At 70.2% G+C, this 18,913-nt stretch carries 18 protein-coding genes, 1 other RNA gene and 1 pseudogene; 4 read left to right on the top strand and 16 right to left on the bottom strand.

From position 1 onward, the window contains the following. Window positions 1-5: 5 nt before the first annotated feature. The 5 genes from HUW46_RS23945 to HUW46_RS23925 all read right to left on the bottom strand — a co-directional run bounded on the left by HUW46_RS23945 (window position 6) and on the right by HUW46_RS23925 (window position 4,500). Window positions 6-1,007, bottom strand: coding sequence for an ABC transporter permease (locus HUW46_RS23945; protein ID WP_215549401.1), 1,002 nt, complete (start codon window positions 1,005-1,007; stop codon window positions 6-8). A 92-nt stretch (window positions 1,008-1,099) separates the two neighbouring features. Continuing rightward, complete coding sequence (locus HUW46_RS23940; protein WP_215549400.1) at window positions 1,100-2,770, bottom strand: ABC transporter substrate-binding protein; 1,671 nt, start codon at window positions 2,768-2,770, stop codon at window positions 1,100-1,102. Window positions 2,771-2,952: 182 nt separating this feature from the next. After that, the gene (locus tag HUW46_RS23935) at window positions 2,953-3,477 is read right to left on the bottom strand and encodes a uridine kinase family protein (protein ID WP_215550066.1); all 525 of its coding nucleotides are present in this window, start codon (window positions 3,475-3,477) and stop codon (window positions 2,953-2,955) included. Between the two features lie 53 nt (window positions 3,478-3,530). Then, window positions 3,531-4,127, bottom strand: a complete 597-nt coding sequence (recR, locus tag HUW46_RS23930) for a recombination mediator RecR (RefSeq protein ID WP_215549399.1) — start codon at window positions 4,125-4,127, stop codon at window positions 3,531-3,533. A gap of 10 nt (window positions 4,128-4,137) precedes the next feature. After that, window positions 4,138-4,500: a YbaB/EbfC family nucleoid-associated protein gene (locus HUW46_RS23925; protein WP_215549398.1), complete on the bottom strand. Its 363-nt coding sequence runs from the start codon at window positions 4,498-4,500 to the stop codon at window positions 4,138-4,140. Window positions 4,501-4,584: 84 nt separating this feature from the next. Between HUW46_RS23925 and HUW46_RS23920 the strand changes: the two genes are divergently transcribed. Beyond that, on the top strand, window positions 4,585-5,391 hold the full coding sequence (locus tag HUW46_RS23920) for an N-acetylmuramoyl-L-alanine amidase (protein WP_215550065.1): 807 nt from the start codon (window positions 4,585-4,587) through the stop codon (window positions 5,389-5,391). A gap of 115 nt (window positions 5,392-5,506) precedes the next feature. Here HUW46_RS23920 and HUW46_RS23915 read toward each other — a convergent pair whose 3' ends face one another. Both HUW46_RS23915 and HUW46_RS23910 read right to left on the bottom strand, forming a co-directional pair. After that, window positions 5,507-5,686: a DUF397 domain-containing protein gene (locus tag HUW46_RS23915; RefSeq protein WP_215549397.1), complete on the bottom strand. Its 180-nt coding sequence runs from the start codon at window positions 5,684-5,686 to the stop codon at window positions 5,507-5,509. Then, entirely contained in the window at window positions 5,661-6,524 is an 864-nt protein-coding gene (locus tag HUW46_RS23910; RefSeq protein ID WP_215549396.1) for a helix-turn-helix domain-containing protein, read from the bottom strand. The genes HUW46_RS23915 and HUW46_RS23910 overlap by 26 nt, the downstream gene beginning before the upstream one ends. Window positions 6,525-6,619: 95 nt before the next feature. Here HUW46_RS23910 and HUW46_RS23905 point away from each other — a divergent pair, with 95 nt between their 5' ends. Then, the gene (locus HUW46_RS23905) at window positions 6,620-6,808 is read left to right on the top strand and encodes a zinc finger protein (protein ID WP_215549395.1); all 189 of its coding nucleotides are present in this window, start codon (window positions 6,620-6,622) and stop codon (window positions 6,806-6,808) included. Continuing rightward, window positions 6,805-7,101, top strand: a complete 297-nt coding sequence (locus HUW46_RS23900) for a hypothetical protein (protein WP_215549394.1) — start codon at window positions 6,805-6,807, stop codon at window positions 7,099-7,101. The genes HUW46_RS23905 and HUW46_RS23900 overlap by 4 nt, the downstream gene beginning before the upstream one ends. A 246-nt stretch (window positions 7,102-7,347) precedes the next feature. Here the strand turns inward: HUW46_RS23900 and HUW46_RS23895 are convergent, their stop codons facing one another. The 4 genes and pseudogenes from HUW46_RS23895 to HUW46_RS23880 all read right to left on the bottom strand — a co-directional run. After that, complete coding sequence (locus HUW46_RS23895; protein ID WP_215549393.1) at window positions 7,348-9,387, bottom strand: DNA polymerase III subunit gamma and tau; 2,040 nt, start codon at window positions 9,385-9,387, stop codon at window positions 7,348-7,350. Between the two features lie 111 nt (window positions 9,388-9,498). Beyond that, window positions 9,499-9,984, bottom strand: a complete 486-nt coding sequence (locus HUW46_RS23890) for a hypothetical protein (RefSeq protein WP_215549392.1) — start codon at window positions 9,982-9,984, stop codon at window positions 9,499-9,501. Between the two features lie 238 nt (window positions 9,985-10,222). Beyond that, an RNA gene (gene ffs, locus HUW46_RS23885) (signal recognition particle sRNA small type) lies at window positions 10,223-10,317 on the bottom strand. Window positions 10,318-10,404: 87 nt separating this feature from the next. Next, window positions 10,405-11,130: pseudogene (locus HUW46_RS23880) on the bottom strand (LysR family transcriptional regulator); the annotation flags it as partial. Window positions 11,131-11,277: 147 nt separating this feature from the next. On the opposite strand from HUW46_RS23880, the gene HUW46_RS23875 reads away from it, so the two are divergent. After that, window positions 11,278-12,177 carry a serine/threonine dehydratase gene (locus HUW46_RS23875; RefSeq protein WP_215549391.1) on the top strand — a complete coding sequence of 300 codons (900 nt, stop codon included), beginning with the start codon at window positions 11,278-11,280 and terminating at the stop codon, window positions 12,175-12,177. A 363-nt stretch (window positions 12,178-12,540) separates the two neighbouring features. Here the strand turns inward: HUW46_RS23875 and HUW46_RS23870 are convergent, their stop codons facing one another. The 5 genes from HUW46_RS23870 to HUW46_RS23850 form a co-directional block, all read right to left on the bottom strand. Beyond that, window positions 12,541-14,379 (bottom strand): ArnT family glycosyltransferase, encoded by a 1,839-nt coding sequence (locus tag HUW46_RS23870; protein WP_215549390.1) that lies wholly within the window; start codon window positions 14,377-14,379, stop codon window positions 12,541-12,543. Continuing rightward, window positions 14,376-15,617, bottom strand: coding sequence for a bifunctional glycosyltransferase family 2/GtrA family protein (locus tag HUW46_RS23865; RefSeq protein ID WP_215549389.1), 1,242 nt, complete (start codon window positions 15,615-15,617; stop codon window positions 14,376-14,378). Before HUW46_RS23865 ends, HUW46_RS23870 begins: the two co-directional genes overlap by 4 nt. 82 nt (window positions 15,618-15,699) lie before the next feature. Beyond that, entirely contained in the window at window positions 15,700-16,365 is a 666-nt protein-coding gene (locus tag HUW46_RS23860) for a hypothetical protein (RefSeq protein WP_215549388.1), read from the bottom strand. Window positions 16,366-16,669: 304 nt separating this feature from the next. Next, the gene (locus HUW46_RS23855; protein ID WP_215549387.1) at window positions 16,670-18,145 is read right to left on the bottom strand and encodes a sensor histidine kinase; all 1,476 of its coding nucleotides are present in this window, start codon (window positions 18,143-18,145) and stop codon (window positions 16,670-16,672) included. Then, the gene (locus HUW46_RS23850; protein ID WP_215549386.1) at window positions 18,123-18,869 is read right to left on the bottom strand and encodes a response regulator transcription factor; all 747 of its coding nucleotides are present in this window, start codon (window positions 18,867-18,869) and stop codon (window positions 18,123-18,125) included. The genes HUW46_RS23855 and HUW46_RS23850 overlap by 23 nt, the downstream gene beginning before the upstream one ends. Window positions 18,870-18,913 lie beyond the last annotated feature (44 nt).

The raw sequence follows: 18,913 nt of genomic DNA, 5'->3' as shown, positions 1-18,913 counted from the left end.
CGCGTTCACCGGACACGCACCCTCGGGTCGATGATCCCGTAGGAGATGTCGACGAGCATGTTCACCACCACGTAGACCACGGCACCGAGCAGGATCAGCGCCTGCAGCCGTGGATAGTCCCTGCGTTCGATCCCTTCGGCGAGCAGATAGCCGATACCGCGGATGTTGAACACCTTTTCGGTCAGCACCGCGCCGCCGAGCAGCAACCCGGTCTGCAGGCCGATCGTCGTGGCGACCGGCAGCAGCGCGTTGCGCAGGACGTGCCGCCGCCGGATGGTCGGCTGGCGCAGGCCCTTCGACTGGGCGGTGCGGATGAAGTCCTCGTTGAGCACGTCGAGCACCGACGCCCTGGTGATGCGGACGATCACCGCGAGCGGGATGGTGGCCAGCGCGATCGCGGGCAGGATCAAGTGCCGGATCGCGTCCCACGCCGCGTCCCATTCCTGGGTCAGCACCCCGTCGAGCACGGCGAACCCGGTGACGTGCGTGGCGTCGATCCCCGCGGTCTGGCGGCCGGACGACGGCAGCCCGAGCAGCTCGGCGAAGTTGTCCTGCAGGAAGTAGCCGAGGAAGAACACCGGCACCGCGACACCGACCAGTGTCGCGATGATGACGGCGTTGTCGAGGATTCCGGCGCGGAAGCGAGCGGCCAGGTAGCCGAGCGGGATGCCGAGGCCGACGGCGACGATCAGCGCGCTGATCGACAGCTCGATGGTGGCGGGCAGCGCGAACCCGATCTCCGACAGCACCGGCTGGCCCGAAGCGAGCGAGGCGCCGAAGTCACCGGTCACAACGCGGCCGAGGAACTTGAAGTACTGGACGAAGATCGGCTGGTCGAGGCCGAGCACCCGGTTGAGGTCGGCGATCTTCTCCGGGGTGGCCTTGTCGCCGAGGAGCGCGCCCGCCGGGCCGCCGGGGAGCAGGCGCAGCCAGGCGAAGACGAGGAGGGAAAGGATCAGCAGCGTCGGTATCGCCTGGAGCAACCGACGCACGATGAATCGAAGCATGAAGGTTTCTGCCTTGCGTCCTGTGGTGGGCGGAGGGCGGGTGCGCGTCGCGCGCGCACCCGCCCTCCGTACCGGCTATCCGCCAGCGGCCGTCAGTTCACCGTCGCGGTGTTGAACCGCTCGTCGGTCAACGGGCTGGGGGTGATGCCCTTCACCTTCTCCGAGACGACCAGCGCCGAGGTCGGGTAGGCGATCGGAACCGCGGGCAGGAACTCCATGATCTTCTTGTTGGCTTCCTGGTACGCCTTGGTGTGCGCGTCACCGGCGGGCGCGGCGTCGGCGTCGCCGAGCGCCTTGAACAGGTCGGCGTTGTCGAAACCGAACTCGGTCTTCTTGCGGGCGAAGAACGTGCCGACGAAGTTGCCCGCGTCGTTGTAGTCACCGGTCCAGCCGAGCAGGTGGATGTCCTGCTTGCCGAGCTGCTGCACGTCGTCCTTGTAGCCACCGTTCCACGGCTTGGCGACCGGCTCGATGGTGACGCCGATCTTCCGCAGGTCCTCCGAGATCGCGGTGAACGTGTCCGCGGGGTTCGGCATGTAGGGGCGGGTGATCTCGGTCGGGTAGTAGAACTTCAGCGTCAGGTTGCTCGCACCAGCCTGGGCGAGGAGGTCCTTCGCCTTCGCCGGGTCGTACGGGTACTTCGTCACGTCGTCGGTGTAGCCGGCGATGGCCTTGGGCACGAATTCGGTCGCGGGCTCGGACCCTTCGGCGAGCTTGCTCTGGGAGAACTGCGCGCGGTTGATGCCGTAGGCGAGCGCCTGGCGCACCCGCAGGTCCTGGAGCTTCGGGTTGTTCTGCTGGTTGATGCCCATGTAGAGCACGCTGAACGAGGGGCGGATGAGCACCTGGTTCTTGTCGGTCCGCAGGGTGCCGTAGTCCACGGGCGCCGGGTAGTCGTAGCCCTGGACGTCGCCGGCCTTGAGTGCCTGCTTGCGGGCGTTCTCGTCCGGGATGACCTTGAAGATCAGCTTGTCGAGCTTGGCCTTCACCGCGCTCTGGTCGTTGCGGACCATGGTGATCTCGCCCTTGCCCTGGTCCCAGCCCTCGAGCTTGAACGGGCCGGTGCCGGTGACGTACTTGTACGCGTAGTCGCTGTAGGTGAACGAGTCACCGGTCTGCGTCACCTTGTCCGCGTCGTACTTCTTCATCGCGGTCGGGCTCTGCATCGCGAACGCGGGCAGGGTGAAGGCGGCCGGGAAGGCACCCTTCGCCTTGGTCAGGTTGAGGACGGCCGTGGCCGGATCCTTGGCCTCGCAGCTCTTGTAGACCGGTTGGCCGGTCGCCTTGCCTTCGTTGTGGGCGAAGCCCTCGAAGACGTCGCCGTAGTAGATCATCTGGCTCTGGGCGGCGGCGCCCTTCATGTTGTACCAGCGGTCGAAGTTGGCGCAGACGGCCGCGGCGTCGAACGGGGTGCCGTCGCTGAACTTCACGCCCTGCTTGAGGTTGAAGGTCCAGGTCTTGCCGTCGTTGCTCGGCGCCCACTTCTCGGCGAGCGAAGGCTCCAGCTCGGCCGTGCCCGCCTTGTTCTGGACCAGCGTGTCCAGGATCTGGCGGGTGACGCGGTAGGTCTCGCCCTCGTCGGTGAACGCCGGGTCGAACATCTTGGGGTTACCGGTGGTGCCGAAAACCATCGTGCCGCCGGTGCCGCCTCCTCCCCCTGCGTCACGATCGGACGTCGCACAGGCGGTCATCGAGACCGCGAGCGCGCCAGCCAACCCGATCAGGGCGATACGGCGCGATCGGGCCACCCGCGTTTGGAGCATTTGGCACCCCTTGGGAGATGTTCGGTTTAGTCACCGTCCGGTCGGTCAGGAACGGACGAATCAACGGTGTGCTCGCCGACACTAGCCGGAAGATGCCCCGCACTTAAGCACGTGAGGTTACGATCGCGCTACGTGGACCGGGTTTTGGCCCCTAAGGGCACGTAAACAATGACGGAACGTAGTTATTCGTGCCCACTCTGCCCTGTGTTGAGCAGATCCGCTAGGCCGATCGGGCTATCAGCACGTTTTGCGGTTTTGTCAACCGCGAACCATCCGCGTTCGAAGTCCTGCCACCCGCGAAGGTGCTCCCGGCTGCCCTCGCCGTCTCTCGCGACGGCCCGTTCGAGCCGTTCTTCCGCATCGGGTCCGCCGACCCAGCAGAGCAGGGAAAGGAAGCGCGAAACCGACGATCTGCCCGCGGAAACACCTTCGAAGATCAGTACGCGGGGCGGCGCCACGGCGACGAACTCGCCCAGCTCCGGTTCGCCGCGGCTCCAGTCGACGCGCTGATAACCGCCCTCGCGGCCTTCGGCGAACGGGGTGAGCACGCCGTCGGCGAACCGCGGCCACCACGCCACCGGTTCGTCCCAGGTGGCGAAGTCGTCGGTGCTGATCAGCAGCGTGTCCACGCGTTCGCGCAGGTCATCGGCGAGCACGCGGGCGATCGTCGACTTGCCCGCGCCGGACGGGCCGTCGATCGCGACCATCGTCACCGCCCCGAGTTTCGGTTCGAGGGTGAGAATGCGGTCGTGCAGCCGTGTCACAGCGCGCGGCGGCCGGAAAGCGCGCGCCCGAGCGTCAGTTCGTCGGCGAACTCCAGGTCACCGCCCATCGGCAGGCCCGAGGCCAGCCTGGTGACGGACAACCCGGGGAAGTCGCGCAGCATGCGGACCAGGTAGGTCGCGGTGGCCTCGCCCTCGGTGTTCGGGTCGGTCGCGATGATCACCTCGGTGACCTCCTCGCCGCCGATCCGCGCCAGCAGCTCGCGCATCCTGAGCTGCTCCGGCCCGATCCCGGACAACGGGTCGAGCGCGCCGCCGAGCACGTGGTAGCGCCCGCGGAACTCGCGCGTGCGCTCGACCGCGAGCACGTCCTTCGGCTCCTCGACCACGCAGATCACGCTGAGATCGCGCCGAACGTCGCGGCAGATCCGGCAGTTCTCCTGTTCGGAGACGTTGCCGCAGATCTCGCAGAACTGCACGCCCTCCTTGACCTTGCCCAGCACCTCCTGCAGCCGCCCGATGTCCGCGGGATCCGCGGCGAGCAGGTGGAACGCGATCCGCTGCGCGCTCTTCGGCCCGACGCCCGGCAGCCTGCCGAGCTCGTCGATGAGGTCCTGGACTACGCCTTCGTACAACTAAGGTCCCTCAGCCCGGCAGGCCGAAGCTGCCGAGATCGGGCATGCCCCCGCCACCGCCGAGGCCGCCCGCGAGCGGGCCCAGCTTCTCGCCCTGCAGCTTCTGCGCGCTGGCCGTGGCGTCACGGACGGCGGCGACCACCAGGTCAGCGAGGGTTTCGGTGTCCTCGGGGTCGACCACCTTCGGGTCGATTTCGAGGTTCCGCAGCTCGAGGTCGCCGGTCACGGTCGCGGTGACGAGGCCGCCGCCCGAGGTGCCGGTTACCTCGGTGCGCGCCAGCTCTTCCTGCGCGGAGACGAGCTGCTGCTGCATCTGCTGCGCCTGCTGCAGGATGGCCTGCATGTCGGGCATTCCGCCACCGGGTTGCACCATGATTCGGCTTCCGATCCTCAGGTCTGGCTTGCACGTGCCTCCCAGCCTAGCCGCAGCCGGTGTGGCACCGTGTTGGCCGTGCGCATGGTTCCGGTACTCGCGTTGGCCGCCCTCCTCGTAGCGGGCTGTGACGGCGGCAGCCAGACCAGCGCGCCGCCCCCGTCCTCGTCTTCTTTCGCGCCTTCGCCGCCTTCTTCGTCATCGGCTTCTTCTTCCGCTGCTGCTCCGCCTGCCGCGAAGAACCAGCCGGTGGTGGTGCTGGACCCCGGGCACAACGGCGGCAACGGCGCGAACGCGCGCGCGATCAACCGGCAGGTGCCCGCGGGCCGCGGTGCGACGAAACCGTGCAACACCACGGGCACGTCGTCGAACGCCGGGTACACCGAGCACGCGTTCACCCTGGATGTGGCGCGCAAGGTGAACGCCGCGCTGTCCGCCCGCGGGGTCCGCGTGGTGATGACACGGCAGGACGACGAGGGGATCGGCCCGTGCGTCGACGAGCGGGCGAAGATCGGCAACTCCGCCGGGGCCGCCGCCGTGGTGTCCATCCACGCCGACGGCTCGAATTCCTCCGGCGCCAAGGGATTCCACGTCGCGTACTCGTCACCGCCGCTGAACGACGAGCAGGGCGCGCCGTCGCGGAAGCTGACGGAAGCGCTGCGCACGGGAATGCTCGGGGCCGGTTTCCCTACGGCGAACTACATCGGCCACGACGGCGAAGCCCCGCGCGCGGACCTGGCCGGGTTGAACCTGTCGACGCGCCCGTCGGCGTTGGTGGAATGCGGGAACATGCGCAACTCCGGCGAAGCGGCGGCTATGTCCACTTCGGACGGACGCCAGAAGTACGCCGACGCGATCGCTGCCGGAATCCTCGCCTTCCTCGGCCGCTGATCCTCCGGGGCTTCCTGCCCCGAAGGCCACCCTCGGGGAATCTAGCGCCACTTTCTCGGCCCTCGCGGATGCGCGGGCGGCGCTGCTCATGCCCAAGTGGCCTTCAGGGCAATGCCTACTCGGGGCGGGCGAGTGCGGCGGCGAACTGGCCCCACGAGAGGGCGGGGAGGTGCAGTGTGCCGCCATCGCGGTCCTTCGTGTCGCGGACTCGCACTGTCTCACCCAGCGCAACCTCGACGCAGTTGGAGTTGTCACCGCTGCGGCTGGATTTAACCCAACGAACCCGCTCCACCATGGTCTTTCAACCTCGTCTGCAAATGAGTGATGAGACGAGCCGATTCTGTCTCACTCATCGCAACGTCGGCAAGCCGGGGCAATGTGGCGAAGTAAGGCTCGGTCTGCCGTTGCTCGTCCATGAAGATGCTCGATCGGAGCAGTTCAACCAGCACGACCGGCGGCGCGGATGGAAACTCCAGTGTCATGAAAGATCCGAGTTGCCCAGCATGAGGGCCAGCATTGCTTGGCACGACACGGATCGAGACATTGTCGCGCCTGCCGACTTCTCGCAGTGTCGCAAGTTGGCGAGCCAACGTTGCGGCGTCACCAACGAGCGTGCGAAGAGCAGCCTCACCGAGGTATGCGACGTAAGTAAGCGGAGTGCGCAAGATCTGCTGCCGCTTGGCTCGCATGGCGATGCGAGCGTCGATACCCGCCGGGTTGGAGCCGCTGCTCAGCAACCAAGCTCTCAAGTAGTCCGGGGTCTGGAGCAGGCCGGGTATCAACAGCGGAGCCCAGTCCGTAATCCTGGTGGCCATGTCCTCGTATTCGGCCAGGGTGACCGATTCCTTCGGCAGGCCCTCGGTTCCTTGATCCCACCAGCCCGGCTCTTCCAGGGTGCGAGCCAAAGCCATGATTTCTTTCTTGACCTGGCCTCGGACCCGGAACACTCCGAGCAATTGCGCGACCTCGTCCGCGTTCACGTTCCGCTTACCGGTTTCCAACCGGGACAGCGTGGACTTGTCCCAATCCACTGCCTCGCTCGCTTCGCGGAGGCTGAGACCGGCTTCCTCCCGGCATACGCGCAACCGCGCGCCGAGCCCCTTCGCTTTGACCCCAGGTGGTTTCCGTGGCACGGCACAGCTCCCCTGTCTCGTTGACGCAACATGCTTGTGGTGAGTGTACGAGTGATTACTCTCGGGTCAACACGACGCACTGACCAGGAGGGATCATGTTGCAGTGGCAGCAGGCGGAGGGGTTGCGCCACGCGCTGGAGGGGCGGGCGCCCGCCGAGGGAGCGTCCTTTGTCGCGCTGTGCGGGATCCGCGCAACCGTGACCCGCGCCGACATTCCCGAACTCGGCGGCCACTGGTTCGACCCGACCTGCCTGCCCTGCGAACGCGCGTGGCTCGCGCGATGAACGACACCGACCGCGAACTCCTCGACCGCGTCCGCGCGCTGCACGGCACGCTGACCCAGCGCACGCTGCTGCTGAGCCACGTACAGTCCAATGTGGACATTTTCGCCGAGGGAATGCGGGATCTCGGCGAAGATCTCGCCGACATCGGTGGCGCGCTACTCGCGCGCGTCCGCGAACTCGACGAACTACCGAGCGATCCGCCGCCGACCGCCCTGATCGCCCGCCTCGCGGGCAGGCTCGCGGATCTCGGCGACGGTTCGGTATGCCCCGAAGGCCACCCTCGGGGCATCTAACGCCGCGAACTCGGCCCTCGTGGAAGCGGATCCTCCTTGGCGGGCAACGGGTTCATGCCCCGAAGGCCACCTTCGGGGACCTGAGCGCCACGAACTCGGCCCTCGCGAAGAACTCCCGCCGTCCGCCCGGCTCTCGCCTGCCCCGAAAGTGACTTTCAGGGAACTGAGCGCCCCGAAGGTCACCTTTGGGGACTTCCGCACGCTCGCACCACGCACGCTCACGAACTCAGCCCGGCGGGTTCGCGGTCACTCGAGGGGGCGGGCGCCTAGGTGTTCCTGGAGGAGCTTGTGCGCGGCCTCTTCGGCGTCGACCGACGGGGCCGCGGCTCCGGCGGGCATGTCCGGGATCGGACCGCCTTCCTCGGCGTGCATTTCCTCGTCGTCGGGCTCCGGCGGGAGCGGGATGTCCGGCTCCGGCAACGACTTTGGCTTGGGCGGCTGCTGCTGCGCCTGCGGCGGCGGAGCTGGCGGCGCCGCTTCCTGCGCGGACGGCGCGGGCGGCGCGGACGCGGACGGACGCTGGTACGACCGCGACTGCTGCTCCGGCTGCGGGTTCTGCCGGGGTGCCTGCTTCGGCGCGGCGGGCGCCTTCGCCGCCGCGGTGCCGTGCACGCACCGCACCTTCCAGTGTCCGCCGAGCACTTCGCCGAGCGCGGCCGCGATCTTGTCCGCGTTGGAAGGATCGGAAAGGCGGCGGGCCAGCGGCTCGGCGCTGTGCGTCAGCGTGACCTCGGATCCTTCGACGCTGAGCACGGTCGCCTGCGTCAGCATCGCCTCGGTGCTGCGGCTGCTCTTGCGGATCGCGGACAGGAGCTGCGGCCACACTCGGCGCACCGCGGCGGCGTCGATCCCGCCCGAGGGAGCGGGCTCGGCCTCGGGTTCCGGCTGCGGTTCCGGAGCGGGCGCGGGTTCCGGTGCGCTCTGCGGCACCGGGCGTGGCGGCAGGCTCGCCGCCTGCCCGGTCGGCGCGGGCGCGGGCTTGGCCGGTGCCTGCGGTTCCGGAGCGGGCTGGGCGGGTTCCGCCGGGCGCTGCGAAGGCCGTTGGTACGACCGCTCCGGTGCGGGAGCCTGGGGAGCGGCCTGCGGCGGCGCGGCCTGCTGAGGCGCGTTCGCTAGCGGACCGGAAACCGTCGCCCTGCGTTCGAGCCGTTCCAGCCGCTGCAGCACGGAAGCCTCGTCATCGGAAACGGCGGGCAGCAGCATCCGCGCGCACAGCAGCTCCAGCAGCAGCCTCGGCGCGGTCGCGCCCCGCATCTCCAGCAGTCCATTGTGGACGATCTCGCCGTAGCGGGACAGCGTGGCGAGGCCGATCCGCTCGGCCTGCGCGGACATCCTCGCCAGCTCCTCGGACGGCGCGGCGACCAGCCCGCGGGTGCCCGCGTCCGGCACCGCGCGCAGGAGCACCAGGTCGCGCAGGCGGTCGAGCAGGTCGGTGGCGAACCGGCGCGGGTCGTGCCCCGCCTCCGCGAGCTTCTCGACCGTGCCGAACACGGCCGTCGCGTCGTCGGCGGAAAGCCCGTCGACCATGTCGTCGATCAGGGCGACGTCGGTGACGCCGAGCAGCGACATCGCGCGCTCGTAGGTGACACCGTCCGCGCCCGCGCCCGCGAGCAGCTGGTCCAGCACGGACTGGGTGTCGCGCGCGGAACCGCCGCCAGCCCTGATCACGAGCGGGAACACGGCGGGCTCCACCGGCACGCCTTCGGCCGCGACGTTGCGTTCGAGCAGCTCCCGCATGGCGCTCGGCGGGATCAGCCGGAACGGGTAGTGGTGCGTCCGCGAGCGGATGGTGGTGAGCACCTTGTCCGGCTCGGTGGTGGCGAAGATGAAGATCAGGTGTTCGGGCGGTTCTTCGACGATCTTCAGCAGCGCGTTGAAACCCTGCGTGGTGACCATGTGCGCTTCGTCGATGATGAACACGCGATAGCGGGATTCGGCGGGCGCGTAGAACGCGCGATCCCTCAGCTCGCGAGCGTCGTCGACGCCACCGTGGCTGGCCGCGTCCAGCTCCGTGACGTCGATGCTGCCGGGGCCTTCCGGCGCGAGCGCGACGCACGAGGAGCACTCGCCGCACGGGTCCGGCGTCGGGCCCTTGGCGCAGTTGAGCGAGCGCGCCATGATGCGGGCACTGGACGTCTTGCCGCACCCGCGCGGACCCGAGAACAGGTACGCGTGGTTGATGCGACCGGCCGCGAGCGCGGTGCGCAGGGGTTCGGTGACATGCTCCTGGCCGACGACCTCGGCGAAGGTCGCCGGACGGTACTTGCGGTACAGCGCGAGAGCCACGCCGCGAGACTACAGGCTGTCGGTCGGGCGCTCTGCGCCCGACCGCACGCTCCCGGCGCGCGGGGCGGGGCGGGACCGCTGGGTGCGTTTAGCGGGCTAAATGTCGTGGGGTCACATGCCGCCGGAGTTGACTCGGTAGTGGCCGAACTCGACGGGTGAGTAGGGCGGCAGCGCGGTGCAGTCGTTGCCGGGCTTGGGGTCGCCCCAGGCTTGGCCGCCGTAGCCGATTCGGTTCGGCGCGGAGTTGCCGACGATGCTGAACCCCGCCCAGGTGCCTTCCATCTTCGGGTCGCCGCGCACGATGTGGAGGGTGCCCGTGACGGTCGCGTACCCGGCCGTCGCGAGCATGCACTTCACGGTGCCCGCGTACTCGGCCCTGACCCGCCCGTCGGGCCCCGCGTGCCACACGTGGAAAGTGCCGCGCGACCGCCACTGGGCACCCGCGACAGCGTGCGCGTCGAAGGCGAACGTCAGCCGATCGCTGTGGAACGCCATCCCGCCGACCCCCACCACCGACTGCCGAACCTCAGCCGAAGCCGGACTCACACCCGCGGCCAGCGCCGACACCGCCACCACTCCGACAACCCCTGCACGCATCTCGGTTCCCCTTCTCTCGACTGGAAACCCATGCTGGCAACCAAAACCAGCACAACCCTCCCGCACAAAGGGGACCCACCTCACCCACGAGAAGGAGAAGCTGCACCAGCAAGATTCGCTGGTGTCACCGAACGGGAGCAGGCCGTCAAGACGAGGAGCTCGCACCGTGGGGGTGCGGGGGCTCGGCCCCCGCTGCGGAGCAGGACACCGGGAGGTCGCCAACGGCGACCGAACTCGGAATAGGGGACCCCGCGCACCCGCCAGAGCCTGCTTATCCTTGCTGCCTTCCGGCCCTGGGGAGGTTCACAGGGTGGACGCCGCGCGGGGTCCGTGGACCAGTGTACTGACCCGGGTCGCGGTGTCACGCAGCACCGTCGCCAGCTCGGCTACGACACCCGGCGGCCGGGTGCGGTGCACGAGGTGGATGAGCCGTTCGGGGCGTGGTTTCCGCAGTTCGCGGACGTTGAGACCGGCCCTACCGGCGAGGACGCTGGCGGGGACGAGCGACACTCCGAGCCCGGCGGTGACCAGTGACAGCGTCACCTCGTAGTCGACCGTCTCGTAGGCGACCCTCGGCGTGATCCCGGCCTTGGCGGCGAGGTGGCCGAGGCAGGTCCGGTTCGGCGAATCGCGGCGACCGGAGATCCAATCGACGTCGCCGAGTTCGGCGAGGGTGGCGGGCGGGTGCCCTGGCGGGAGCACGAGGCGGATGGGGTCGGCGAGCAGCCGGGTGCGCCGCAGCCCGGCGGCGGAGGGCGCGGTGACACCGGGGTACTGGTGGGTGACGAGCAGGTCGAGATCGCGTGAGGTGACTTCGCCGTAGCCGCGCGGTGGTTCGATGTCGACGAGCGACAGGCGCACTCCCGGCCGGTCGCGGCGGAACTTCGCGAGCGCTTCGGGGATGAGCAGGCGGCCCGCGGTGGCGAAGGAGCCGACGACGATCTCGACGGAGTGTTCGCCCGCGGCCGCGCGGATCGCGGTTTCGGCGTCGCGCAGTTCGCCGAGTACGCGTTCGCCGTGCTCGACGAGCGTGCGGCCCGGCGCCGTCAGCCGGATTCCGTCCGGTCGCCGCTCGACGAGCGCGCACCCGGTTTCCCGTTCCAGCTTGGCGAGTTGCTGGGAAAGTGCCGAGGCGGTGAAGCCCATCCCGGCCGCCGCGGCGGCGATGGAACCGGCGTGCGCGACCTCGACGAGCACCCGCAGCCTCGCCGCGTCGAGTGCCATAAGCGTTCCTAAGGTCAGGCCAGCAGTTCGCACTGGATCTTACGACCCGCGCGGGCGCATGGTGGAGACATGACGACCTGCCTTCCCGCCGCGGCGGACGTCGCGGCCGCGGCCACCGCGATTCGCCCCTACGTGCGCCGTACGCCGCTGATGCGCGTGACGATCGACGGCCGCCCGCTCGTGCTCAAGCTCGAACACCTCCAGCTCGGCGGCTCGTTCAAGCTGCGGGGCGCGACGAACGCGCTGCTCTCGGGCGACCGTCCGGACCGGGTGGTGACGGCGTCCGGCGGCAACCACGGTCTCGGCGTGGCGACGGCGGCGCGGCTGCTCGGGATCCCGGCGACGGTGTACACGCCGCGTTCGGTGCCGGAAGCGAAGGCGCGCCGGATCGTCGCCGCGGGTGCCGAGCTGATCAGGCACGGCGACACCTACGCCGAAGCGGCGGCTGCGGCGCGGGCCGTGACCGGGGCGCGGTACCTGCCCGCCTACGACGATCCGGCGGTCATCGCCGGGCAGGGCACCGTCGCCGCGGAAGTCGTCGAAGAGGCACCGGAGGTGGACGCCGTCGTGGTCGCCGCGGGTGGGGGCGGGCTCGCGGCGGGCACCGCGCTGGCGATCGGGGACCGGGTTTGCGTGGTGGCCGAACCGGAGCGCTGCTGCTCCGTGCACGCCGCGCTCGAAGCCGGTGAGCCGGTGGACGTGCCGGTCGACTCCGTCGCCTCCTCGGCGCTGGGGGCGACGAGTATCGGCGAAGCGCCCTTCGCGGTGCTTCGCACGGCGCGGACTGTGTCGGTGCTGGTGTCGGACGCCGAGATCGTCGCGGCGCGGGACCGGTTGTGGGAGGACTTCCGGCTGGCGGTCGAACCCGCCGCGGCGGTGCCCTTCGCCGCCTGGCTCGGCGGCCGGTTCGACGCGGACCTGCCGTGCCTGGTGCTGTGCGGGGCGAACGCCGACTGGTCCCCTTCCTGACGACGTTTAGCCCGCTAAATGCAGGCAGGCGCCGGAGACTCCGCGGGCCGGCCGGTCAAGATCGGGGCCCCGGCCCGCGATGCCCCGAAGGTGACTTTTGGGGACCTGAACGCCCTGAAGGTCACTTTCGGGGCGCGCGCTTCGCGGGAGCCGAGCGCGCGAGGGGTGGAATCGCGGCGTCTCATGCCCCGAAGGTGGCCTTCGGGGCATGAGCAGCCTCGGCCGCACGCCTGCGAGGGCCGCGAAAGTGGCGCTAGGTTCCCCGAAGGTGGCCTTCGGGGCATCGCGGTCCCCGAGGAGGCCCGATCTTCGGTTGCCACGCCGAAATCAGGGCGACCCGTACCCGCCATCAGGGGAAAAGGGTCAGGTGAGGGGTTTCGTCAGGTCGTAGACCGTGCTGGTGCCGACCGTCGTGGCGCTGAAGGTGTCCTCCACCCAGGTCGCGATCTCGTTCGAGCCGCCGGGTCCGCCGCCGAAGCCGCCGCGCCCGCCCGCGAGGTAGTAGCGGACCTTCCCGTCGGCGACGTACTGCTTGAACTCGTCGAGCGTCGGCGCCGGATCGCGGCCGGTGAACCCGCCGATCGCGATGATCGGCTTGCCACTGCTCAGCGCGAGTCCGGCGGCTTGCTGCGCGCCGCTCGTCGCGGCCGCCCATTGGGTGTCCGTCGTGGCCAGCAGGGCGGTGACCGCGGTGTCCGACTCCGCCTCGCCGGGGCCGCCGCCGAACCCGCTCGAAGTCGGCCCCGCGGTCGGGATCGACCCGGTGTGCGGGGTCGCCGCGGTGGCCACGGTGAAGCTGCCCGCCGCGATCAACCCTCCACAAAGGACACCGGCGAGCAGGAGCGGCGCGGCCTGCCGGACGCGGCCGCCGAACAGCAGCGCGAGCGTACCGAGCGCGGTCGCGGCGAGTACCACGTACTTCAACCACGGCTGCCAGGTGCCGAACCCGGTCAGCAGCACGAAACCCCACACGCCGGTGGCCGCGAGCATGAGCGCGAGCCAGATCCGCGCGGCGAGGTTTTTCCTGCCGCGCCACAGTTCCCGCCCGGAGATCGCGACGAGCGCGGCGATCGCGGGCGCCAGCGCCACCGCGTAGTATGGGTGGATGGTGCCGTCCATGTAGCTGAACACCAGCGCGGTGACGACGAGCCAGCCGCCCCACAGCAGCAACGCGGCGCGCGTGCGATCGGTGCGCGGCGCACGGCGCGTGAACCACAGCCCGGCGACGAGCCCGATCAACGCGGCGGGCAGCAGCCACGAGATCTCGGTGCCGAAGCTCTCGCCGAACAGGCGGCCGAGCCCGGTGCCCCCGCCGAAACCGGCGTTCCCGGCCATTCCCCCCATTTCGCCGCCGCCGCGACCGCCATTGCCCTCGCCGCCGAAGATGCGGCCCAAACCGTTGTACCCGAAGGCGAGTTCGAGCGCGCTGTTCGTTTCGGAGCCGCCGATGTAGGGACGATCCGAAACCAGCGCCACGGCCGCGATCCACCAGCCAGCGGACACCACGACCGCGCCGCCCGCGGCGAGCAGCTGCCAGATCCGCCGCCCGATCCCGGTCGGCGCCGCGATCAGGTACACCAGCGCGAACGCGGGCAAGACCAGGAACGCCTGCAACATCTTGGTGAGGAAGCCGAATCCGATCGCGCTCCCGGCGAGCAGCAGCCAGCCGGTGCTCGCCTTCTCGGTGGCGCGCACGGTGCAGTAGGCGCCCGCGACGAGCAGCAGCACGAGCAGCGCGTCCGGGTTGTTGAACCGGAACATCACCGCGGCAACCGGGGTCAGCGCGAGCGCGGTGCCCGCGAGCAATCCCGCGGCGGAACCGGAGAACCGCTTGACCGCCGCGTACAGCAACGCGACGGAGCCGACACCGGCGAGCGCGTTGGGCACGAGCATGCTCCAGCTCGAAAACCCGAAAATACGGCCGGAAAGTCCCATCAGCCACAGCGACGCGGGCGGTTTGTCGACGGTGATGACGCCACTCGGATCGAGTGCGCCGAAGAACCACGCCTTCCAGCTCTGGGTCCCGGCTTGGACGGCCATCGCGTAGTAGCTGTTGCCGTAACCGGAGGCACCGAGGTCCCACAGGTACAGCAGCGCGGTGCCGGCGAGCAGCGCCGCGAGCGCGGGGCGGTGCCATCGCGGCGCCGCCGGAGCGGGCGCGGCGGGCGGGGCGCTCGCCTTGGCGAGCGTGGGCGCGGTCATTTCGCTTCCTCGGTTTTCTTGCGGAACACCCAGTTCCGCAGCAGCAGGAACCGCAGCACCGTGGCGAGCAGGTTGGCGAGCACCAGCACGACCAGTTCGGCGGCGGGGTGGGCGGTGACGAACGTGTGCAGCAGCGCGAGCGAGCCGCTGGTGAGCGCGAGCCCGAGGCCGAACACGATGAGGCCTTCGAACTGGTGCTTGCCCGCGCTCTCCCGCCCGCGCACACCGAAGGTGAAGCGGCGGTTGACCGCGGTGTTGGCGATCGCGGTGACCAGCAGTGCGACGAAGTTCGCCGCCTGCGCGCCGATTCCGCCGCGCAGCAGCACGAACAGCAGCAGGTAGGCCAGTGTGCTGGCGATACCGACGGCGGCGAACCGCACGAGCTGGCGCAGCAGGCTCGGCGGCACTCCCGGCGCGTCGGCGTCGGGCGGGCGCCTGCCGAGCTGGCTGCGCACCTTCCCGATCGGCAGCGAACCGGTCACCAAGGCCCTGCTGAGCCTGGCGATTCCCTTGAGATCGGCGACCGCGGTGGCGACGACATCGACGCGGCTGTCCGGGTCGTCGACCCAGTCCACCGGCACCTCGTGGATCCGCAGGCCCGCGCGCTGCGCGAGCACGAGCAGTTCGGTGTCGAAGAACCAGGCGGTGTCTTTGACCAGCGGCAGCAGTTCGGCGGCGACCTCGGCCCTGATCGCCTTGAACCCGCACTGGGCGTCGGAGAAGCTGGCGGCGAGCGTGCCGCGCAGGATCAGGTTGTAGCACCGGGAAATGAACTCGCGCTTGGCGCCGCGGGTGACGCGCGCGCCGCGGTGCAGCCTGGTGCCGATCGCGATGTCCGAGTGCCCGGAGATGAGCGGCGCGACGAGCGGGAAGAGCGCCGCCAAATCCGTCGACAAGTCGACATCCATGTAGGCGAGCACGGCCGCGTCCGAGGCGGCCCAGACGGCCCGCAGCGCACGACCGCGGCCCTTCTGGTCGAGATGGACCACCTTGACGCCGGGCAGCTCTTCGGCGAGCGAGTTCGCGATCTCCAGCGTCGAATCGGTGCTCGCGTTGTCGGCGACGGTGATGCGGCACGGGTAGGGGAAGGTGTCGGTGAGGTAGGCGTGGACCCGGCGCACGCACCCAGCCAGGTCCGCCTCCTCGTTGTAGACCGGGATGACCACGTCGAGCACCGGCGCGCAGGCTCGCGTGACGAACACCGGCTGGGCTTCCGGCTTCGAGGTCTTGGAGGGCATGCGTCCAAGATCGGGGCGGCCGTTGTGGTGGCCTTGTGCCTTCGCTGTGCACGACCTGTGAGGACGCGGACCTCCTCCGCGATCACTCCAGCGCGGCCAGGATTTCCCAGTTCGCGGGACGTTCGGCGCCGGTGAGCCGCCGGAATTCGCGGGTGACGACGTCGTCGAGCACGGCCGCGAGGTGGGCGGCGTCGTGCATCACGCGGGCACGCTGGCGGTACCGGTCGTGCGCGCCGCGGGCGACGATCGTGAGCACGGGGTCTAGCGCGCGGCGGCGCCCGAGCGCGATGACCTCGGCGACCGCGCGCGCCGGGTTCTCCTCGCTCGGAACGGGCGGGTACGAGCTGTCGTCGCGGTCGGCGAGGTCGGCGCCGCGGATGAGGTCGAGGTCGGCGTTCAGGATCCGCTCGCTGCGCGCGAGGTTGCGGTCCAGCTCGGCGACGTCCTCGCCCTCCTGGGCACCCGCGCGGTAGGCGCGGTCGAACCCGAGGTCCTCGGTGTGCTTGTCGACGAGCTCGACCGCGAGCCGCCGCGCCTCCGCGCGAGCACGCGCGCCCGCGAGCGCCTCGGTCAGTGCTGGCGATTCTTCGAGGCCGTCGATCAGGATCGCCAGCTCCTCGGCTTTGGCACGCGCGCCTGCTCTGGCGCTGCTGCCGTCGAAGGCGGCGACCAGGGCGTTCGCCTTGTCGGCTGCCAGCACCAGGTCGCGCAGCTGAGCGCGTTTAGCCCGCGAAACGTCCTCAAGCACACCCGGATCATGCCATCGGAACGGTCACCGCTTCCGGAGTGCCGCTGCTGGGTACCGCTTCCCGGGGTGCCGCTTCCGGCATGGCGCGTGCTCAGCCCCTGTCCCTCTGCCCCGAAGGTGGCTTTCGGGGCGGTAGATGCCCCGAAGGTCACCTTCGGGGCATCATCCCCCGCCCGAGCCACCACCGCGGTATGCCGTGATGGCCGCCGCCCCACGGGCGAGCCCTGGTCGCTACGCGCGCCCCCGGCGTGCCACGCCGGAACCGGCACCGTCGAGCGCGTTTAGCCCGCTAAACGTCGTCGGGTCATCCCGCGGGGAGGGTCACCGTGAACTCGGTTCGCCCCGGTTCGCTGCGCACGCCGACGGTGCCGCGGTGCGCGGCCACCACGGCCGCGACGATCGCGAGCCCCAGCCCGGTGCTGCCCGCGGCGCGCGAGCGCGACGTGTCGCCCCTTGCGAACCGTTCGAACACGCCCGGCAGCACGTCGGGCTGGATACCCGGCCCGTTGTCGGCCACCACGAGCACCACCGATCTGTCCACAGTGGACAGCGTGGTGGCGACCTCGGTCCCCGGCGGGGTGTGCGCGCGGGCGTTGTTCAGCAGGTTGATCAGCACCTGGTGCAGCTGGTCGCCGTCGCCGAGCACGGTGATCGGTTCCGCCGGCACGTCCAGCAGCCAGCGGTGCTCGGGCCCGGCGACGTGCGCGTCCGCGACGGCGTCGGCCACCAGCCGCGAGAGATCGGTCGGCTCGTGCACGACGGCGCGGCCGGAGTCCAGGCGCGCGAGCAGGAGGAGGTCCTCCACGAGCGTGGTCATCCTCGCCGATTCCGATTCCACCCTGCTCATCGCGAACGCGACGTCCGGCGGCACGGAATCCTTGCTGCGCCGGGTCAGTTCGGCGTAACCGCGGATCGCGGCGAGCGGGGTCCGCAGCTCGTGCGAAGCGTCCGCGACGAACTGGCGGACCCGGCTCTCACTGGCCTGCCTCGCGTGCAGCGCGTTCGCGATGTGGCCGAGCATGCGGTTCAGCGCGAACCCGACCTTGCCGACCTCGGTACCGGGGTCGGTGTCCACATCGGACACTCGAACCGGCAGCGCCACCTCGCCGCGGTCGAGCGGCAGCTCCGCCACGCGCGTGGCGGTGTCGGCGAGCCGGTCCAGCGGCCGCAGCGTGCGGCGCACGGTGAACGCGCCCGCCGCGCCGACCACGACGAGGCCGCCGAGCGCGACCCCGCCGAAGATCAACCCGAGCTGCAGCAGCGTGCTCGACACGTCCTCCATCGGCAGGCCGATGAGCACCACGACGCCGTCGGGCATCCGGTTCGCCACCACGCGGTACTCGCCGAGCGAGCCGAGGTCGACGTTGCGCTTGTGTCCGTCCGCGGGCACCGCGAGCAGTTTCGGCACCTCGTCCACGGGGACCTGCCGCGTCGGCCTCGCGTCGACGTGGTGCGGGTCGGGGGCGAGCACCTCGGCCTGCACCGACCCGTCGGGGGTCGCCTGCATCGCCAGCGTGCCGACGCCCTGCCCGAACACGCGCAACGCGGGCGGCGACGGCTTCTGGCCCGGCCAGCCTGGCCGCAGGTCCGGCGGCGGGCGGCGGCCGCGGTCGGTCGCCTGCGAAAGCCTGCTGTCGAGCTGGCCGATCAGGAACTCGCGCAGCGCGAACTCGGTGACCACGCCGACCACGAGGCACACGATCGCGAGCAGCCCGGCGAGCTGCGCGATGAGCCTGCGCCGCAGCGACCACGGCCGCCTACGAGGCGGGCTTGAGGACATACCCCGCGCCTCGCATGGTGTGGATCATCGGCTCGCGGTCGGCGTCGATCTTCTTGCGCAGATAGGAAATGTAGAGCTCCACGATGTTCGCCTGGCCGCCGAAGTCGTAGCTCCACACCCGGTCGAGGATCTGGGCCTTGCTCAGCACCCGCTTCGGGTTGCGCATGAGGTAGCGCAGCAGCTCGAACTCGGTCGCGGTCAACGGGATCAGCTCGTCACCGCGGTAGACCTCGCGGCTTTCCTCGTCCAGCGAAAGGTCGCCGACGACGAGCGTGGACCCCTGGCTCCCGGCCACCCCGTGCGCCCGGCGCAGCAGCGCGCGCAGGCGCAGCGCCACCTCCTCCAGGCTGAACGGCTTGGTCACGTAGTCGTCGCCGCCCGCGGTCAGCCCGGCGATCCGGTCCTCCACGGCGTCCTTCGCGGTCAGGAACAGCACCGGCAGGTTCGGCGATTCCGCGCGCATCCGGCGCAGCACCTCGATCCCGCTGAAGTCCGGCAGCATCACGTCGAGCACCACCACGTCGGGGCGGAAGTCGCGCGCGATGCGCACCGCTTCGGCCCCGGTGCCCGCGCTGCGGATTTCCCAGCCCTCCATGCGCAGCGCCATCGACACCAGCTCCGCGAGCGTCGACTCGTCGTCGACCACGAGGACGCGCACCGCCGATCCGTCGGCGCGGCGGAGAGCGACCGGGTTACCGGGTGCTGCCGCGTTCATGCTGCTCATACTCCCATGGTCGGTGCCAGCGATAGGCCTTCGCTGTGCGCCGC

The organism is Amycolatopsis sp. CA-230715 (assembly GCF_018736145.1).
Taxonomy (GTDB): Bacteria; Actinomycetota; Actinomycetes; order Mycobacteriales; family Pseudonocardiaceae; genus Amycolatopsis.
Note: the sequence above shows the minus strand (reverse complement) of the source record. Positions and strands in the feature narration are given on the sequence as shown.

What these genes read in the sequence shown, in the direction of transcription:
- HUW46_RS23900 (WP_215549394.1), top strand. Translation starts at nt 6,805, where the DNA reads ATGAACGACACCGACCGCGAACTCCTCGACCGCGTCCGCGCGCTGCAC.
- HUW46_RS23890 (WP_215549392.1), bottom strand. Translation starts at nt 9,984, where the DNA reads ATGCGTGCAGGGGTTGTCGGAGTGGTGGCGGTGTCGGCGCTGGCCGCG.
- HUW46_RS23905 (WP_215549395.1), top strand. Translation starts at nt 6,620, where the DNA reads ATGTTGCAGTGGCAGCAGGCGGAGGGGTTGCGCCACGCGCTGGAGGGG.
- HUW46_RS23915 (WP_215549397.1), bottom strand. Translation starts at nt 5,686, where the DNA reads ATGGTGGAGCGGGTTCGTTGGGTTAAATCCAGCCGCAGCGGTGACAAC.
- HUW46_RS23945 (WP_215549401.1), bottom strand. Translation starts at nt 1,007, where the DNA reads ATGCTTCGATTCATCGTGCGTCGGTTGCTCCAGGCGATACCGACGCTG.
- HUW46_RS23935 (WP_215550066.1), bottom strand. Translation starts at nt 3,477, where the DNA reads ATGGTCGCGATCGACGGCCCGTCCGGCGCGGGCAAGTCGACGATCGCC.
- HUW46_RS23865 (WP_215549389.1), bottom strand. Translation starts at nt 15,617, where the DNA reads ATGCCCTCCAAGACCTCGAAGCCGGAAGCCCAGCCGGTGTTCGTCACG.
- HUW46_RS23875 (WP_215549391.1), top strand. Translation starts at nt 11,278, where the DNA reads ATGACGACCTGCCTTCCCGCCGCGGCGGACGTCGCGGCCGCGGCCACC.
- HUW46_RS23940 (WP_215549400.1), bottom strand. Translation starts at nt 2,770, where the DNA reads ATGCTCCAAACGCGGGTGGCCCGATCGCGCCGTATCGCCCTGATCGGG.
- HUW46_RS23870 (WP_215549390.1), bottom strand. Translation starts at nt 14,379, where the DNA reads ATGACCGCGCCCACGCTCGCCAAGGCGAGCGCCCCGCCCGCCGCGCCC.
- HUW46_RS23920 (WP_215550065.1), top strand. Translation starts at nt 4,585, where the DNA reads ATGGTTCCGGTACTCGCGTTGGCCGCCCTCCTCGTAGCGGGCTGTGAC.
- HUW46_RS23855 (WP_215549387.1), bottom strand. Translation starts at nt 18,145, where the DNA reads ATGTCCTCAAGCCCGCCTCGTAGGCGGCCGTGGTCGCTGCGGCGCAGG.
- HUW46_RS23850 (WP_215549386.1), bottom strand. Translation starts at nt 18,869, where the DNA reads ATGAGCAGCATGAACGCGGCAGCACCCGGTAACCCGGTCGCTCTCCGC.
- HUW46_RS23925 (WP_215549398.1), bottom strand. Translation starts at nt 4,500, where the DNA reads ATGGTGCAACCCGGTGGCGGAATGCCCGACATGCAGGCCATCCTGCAG.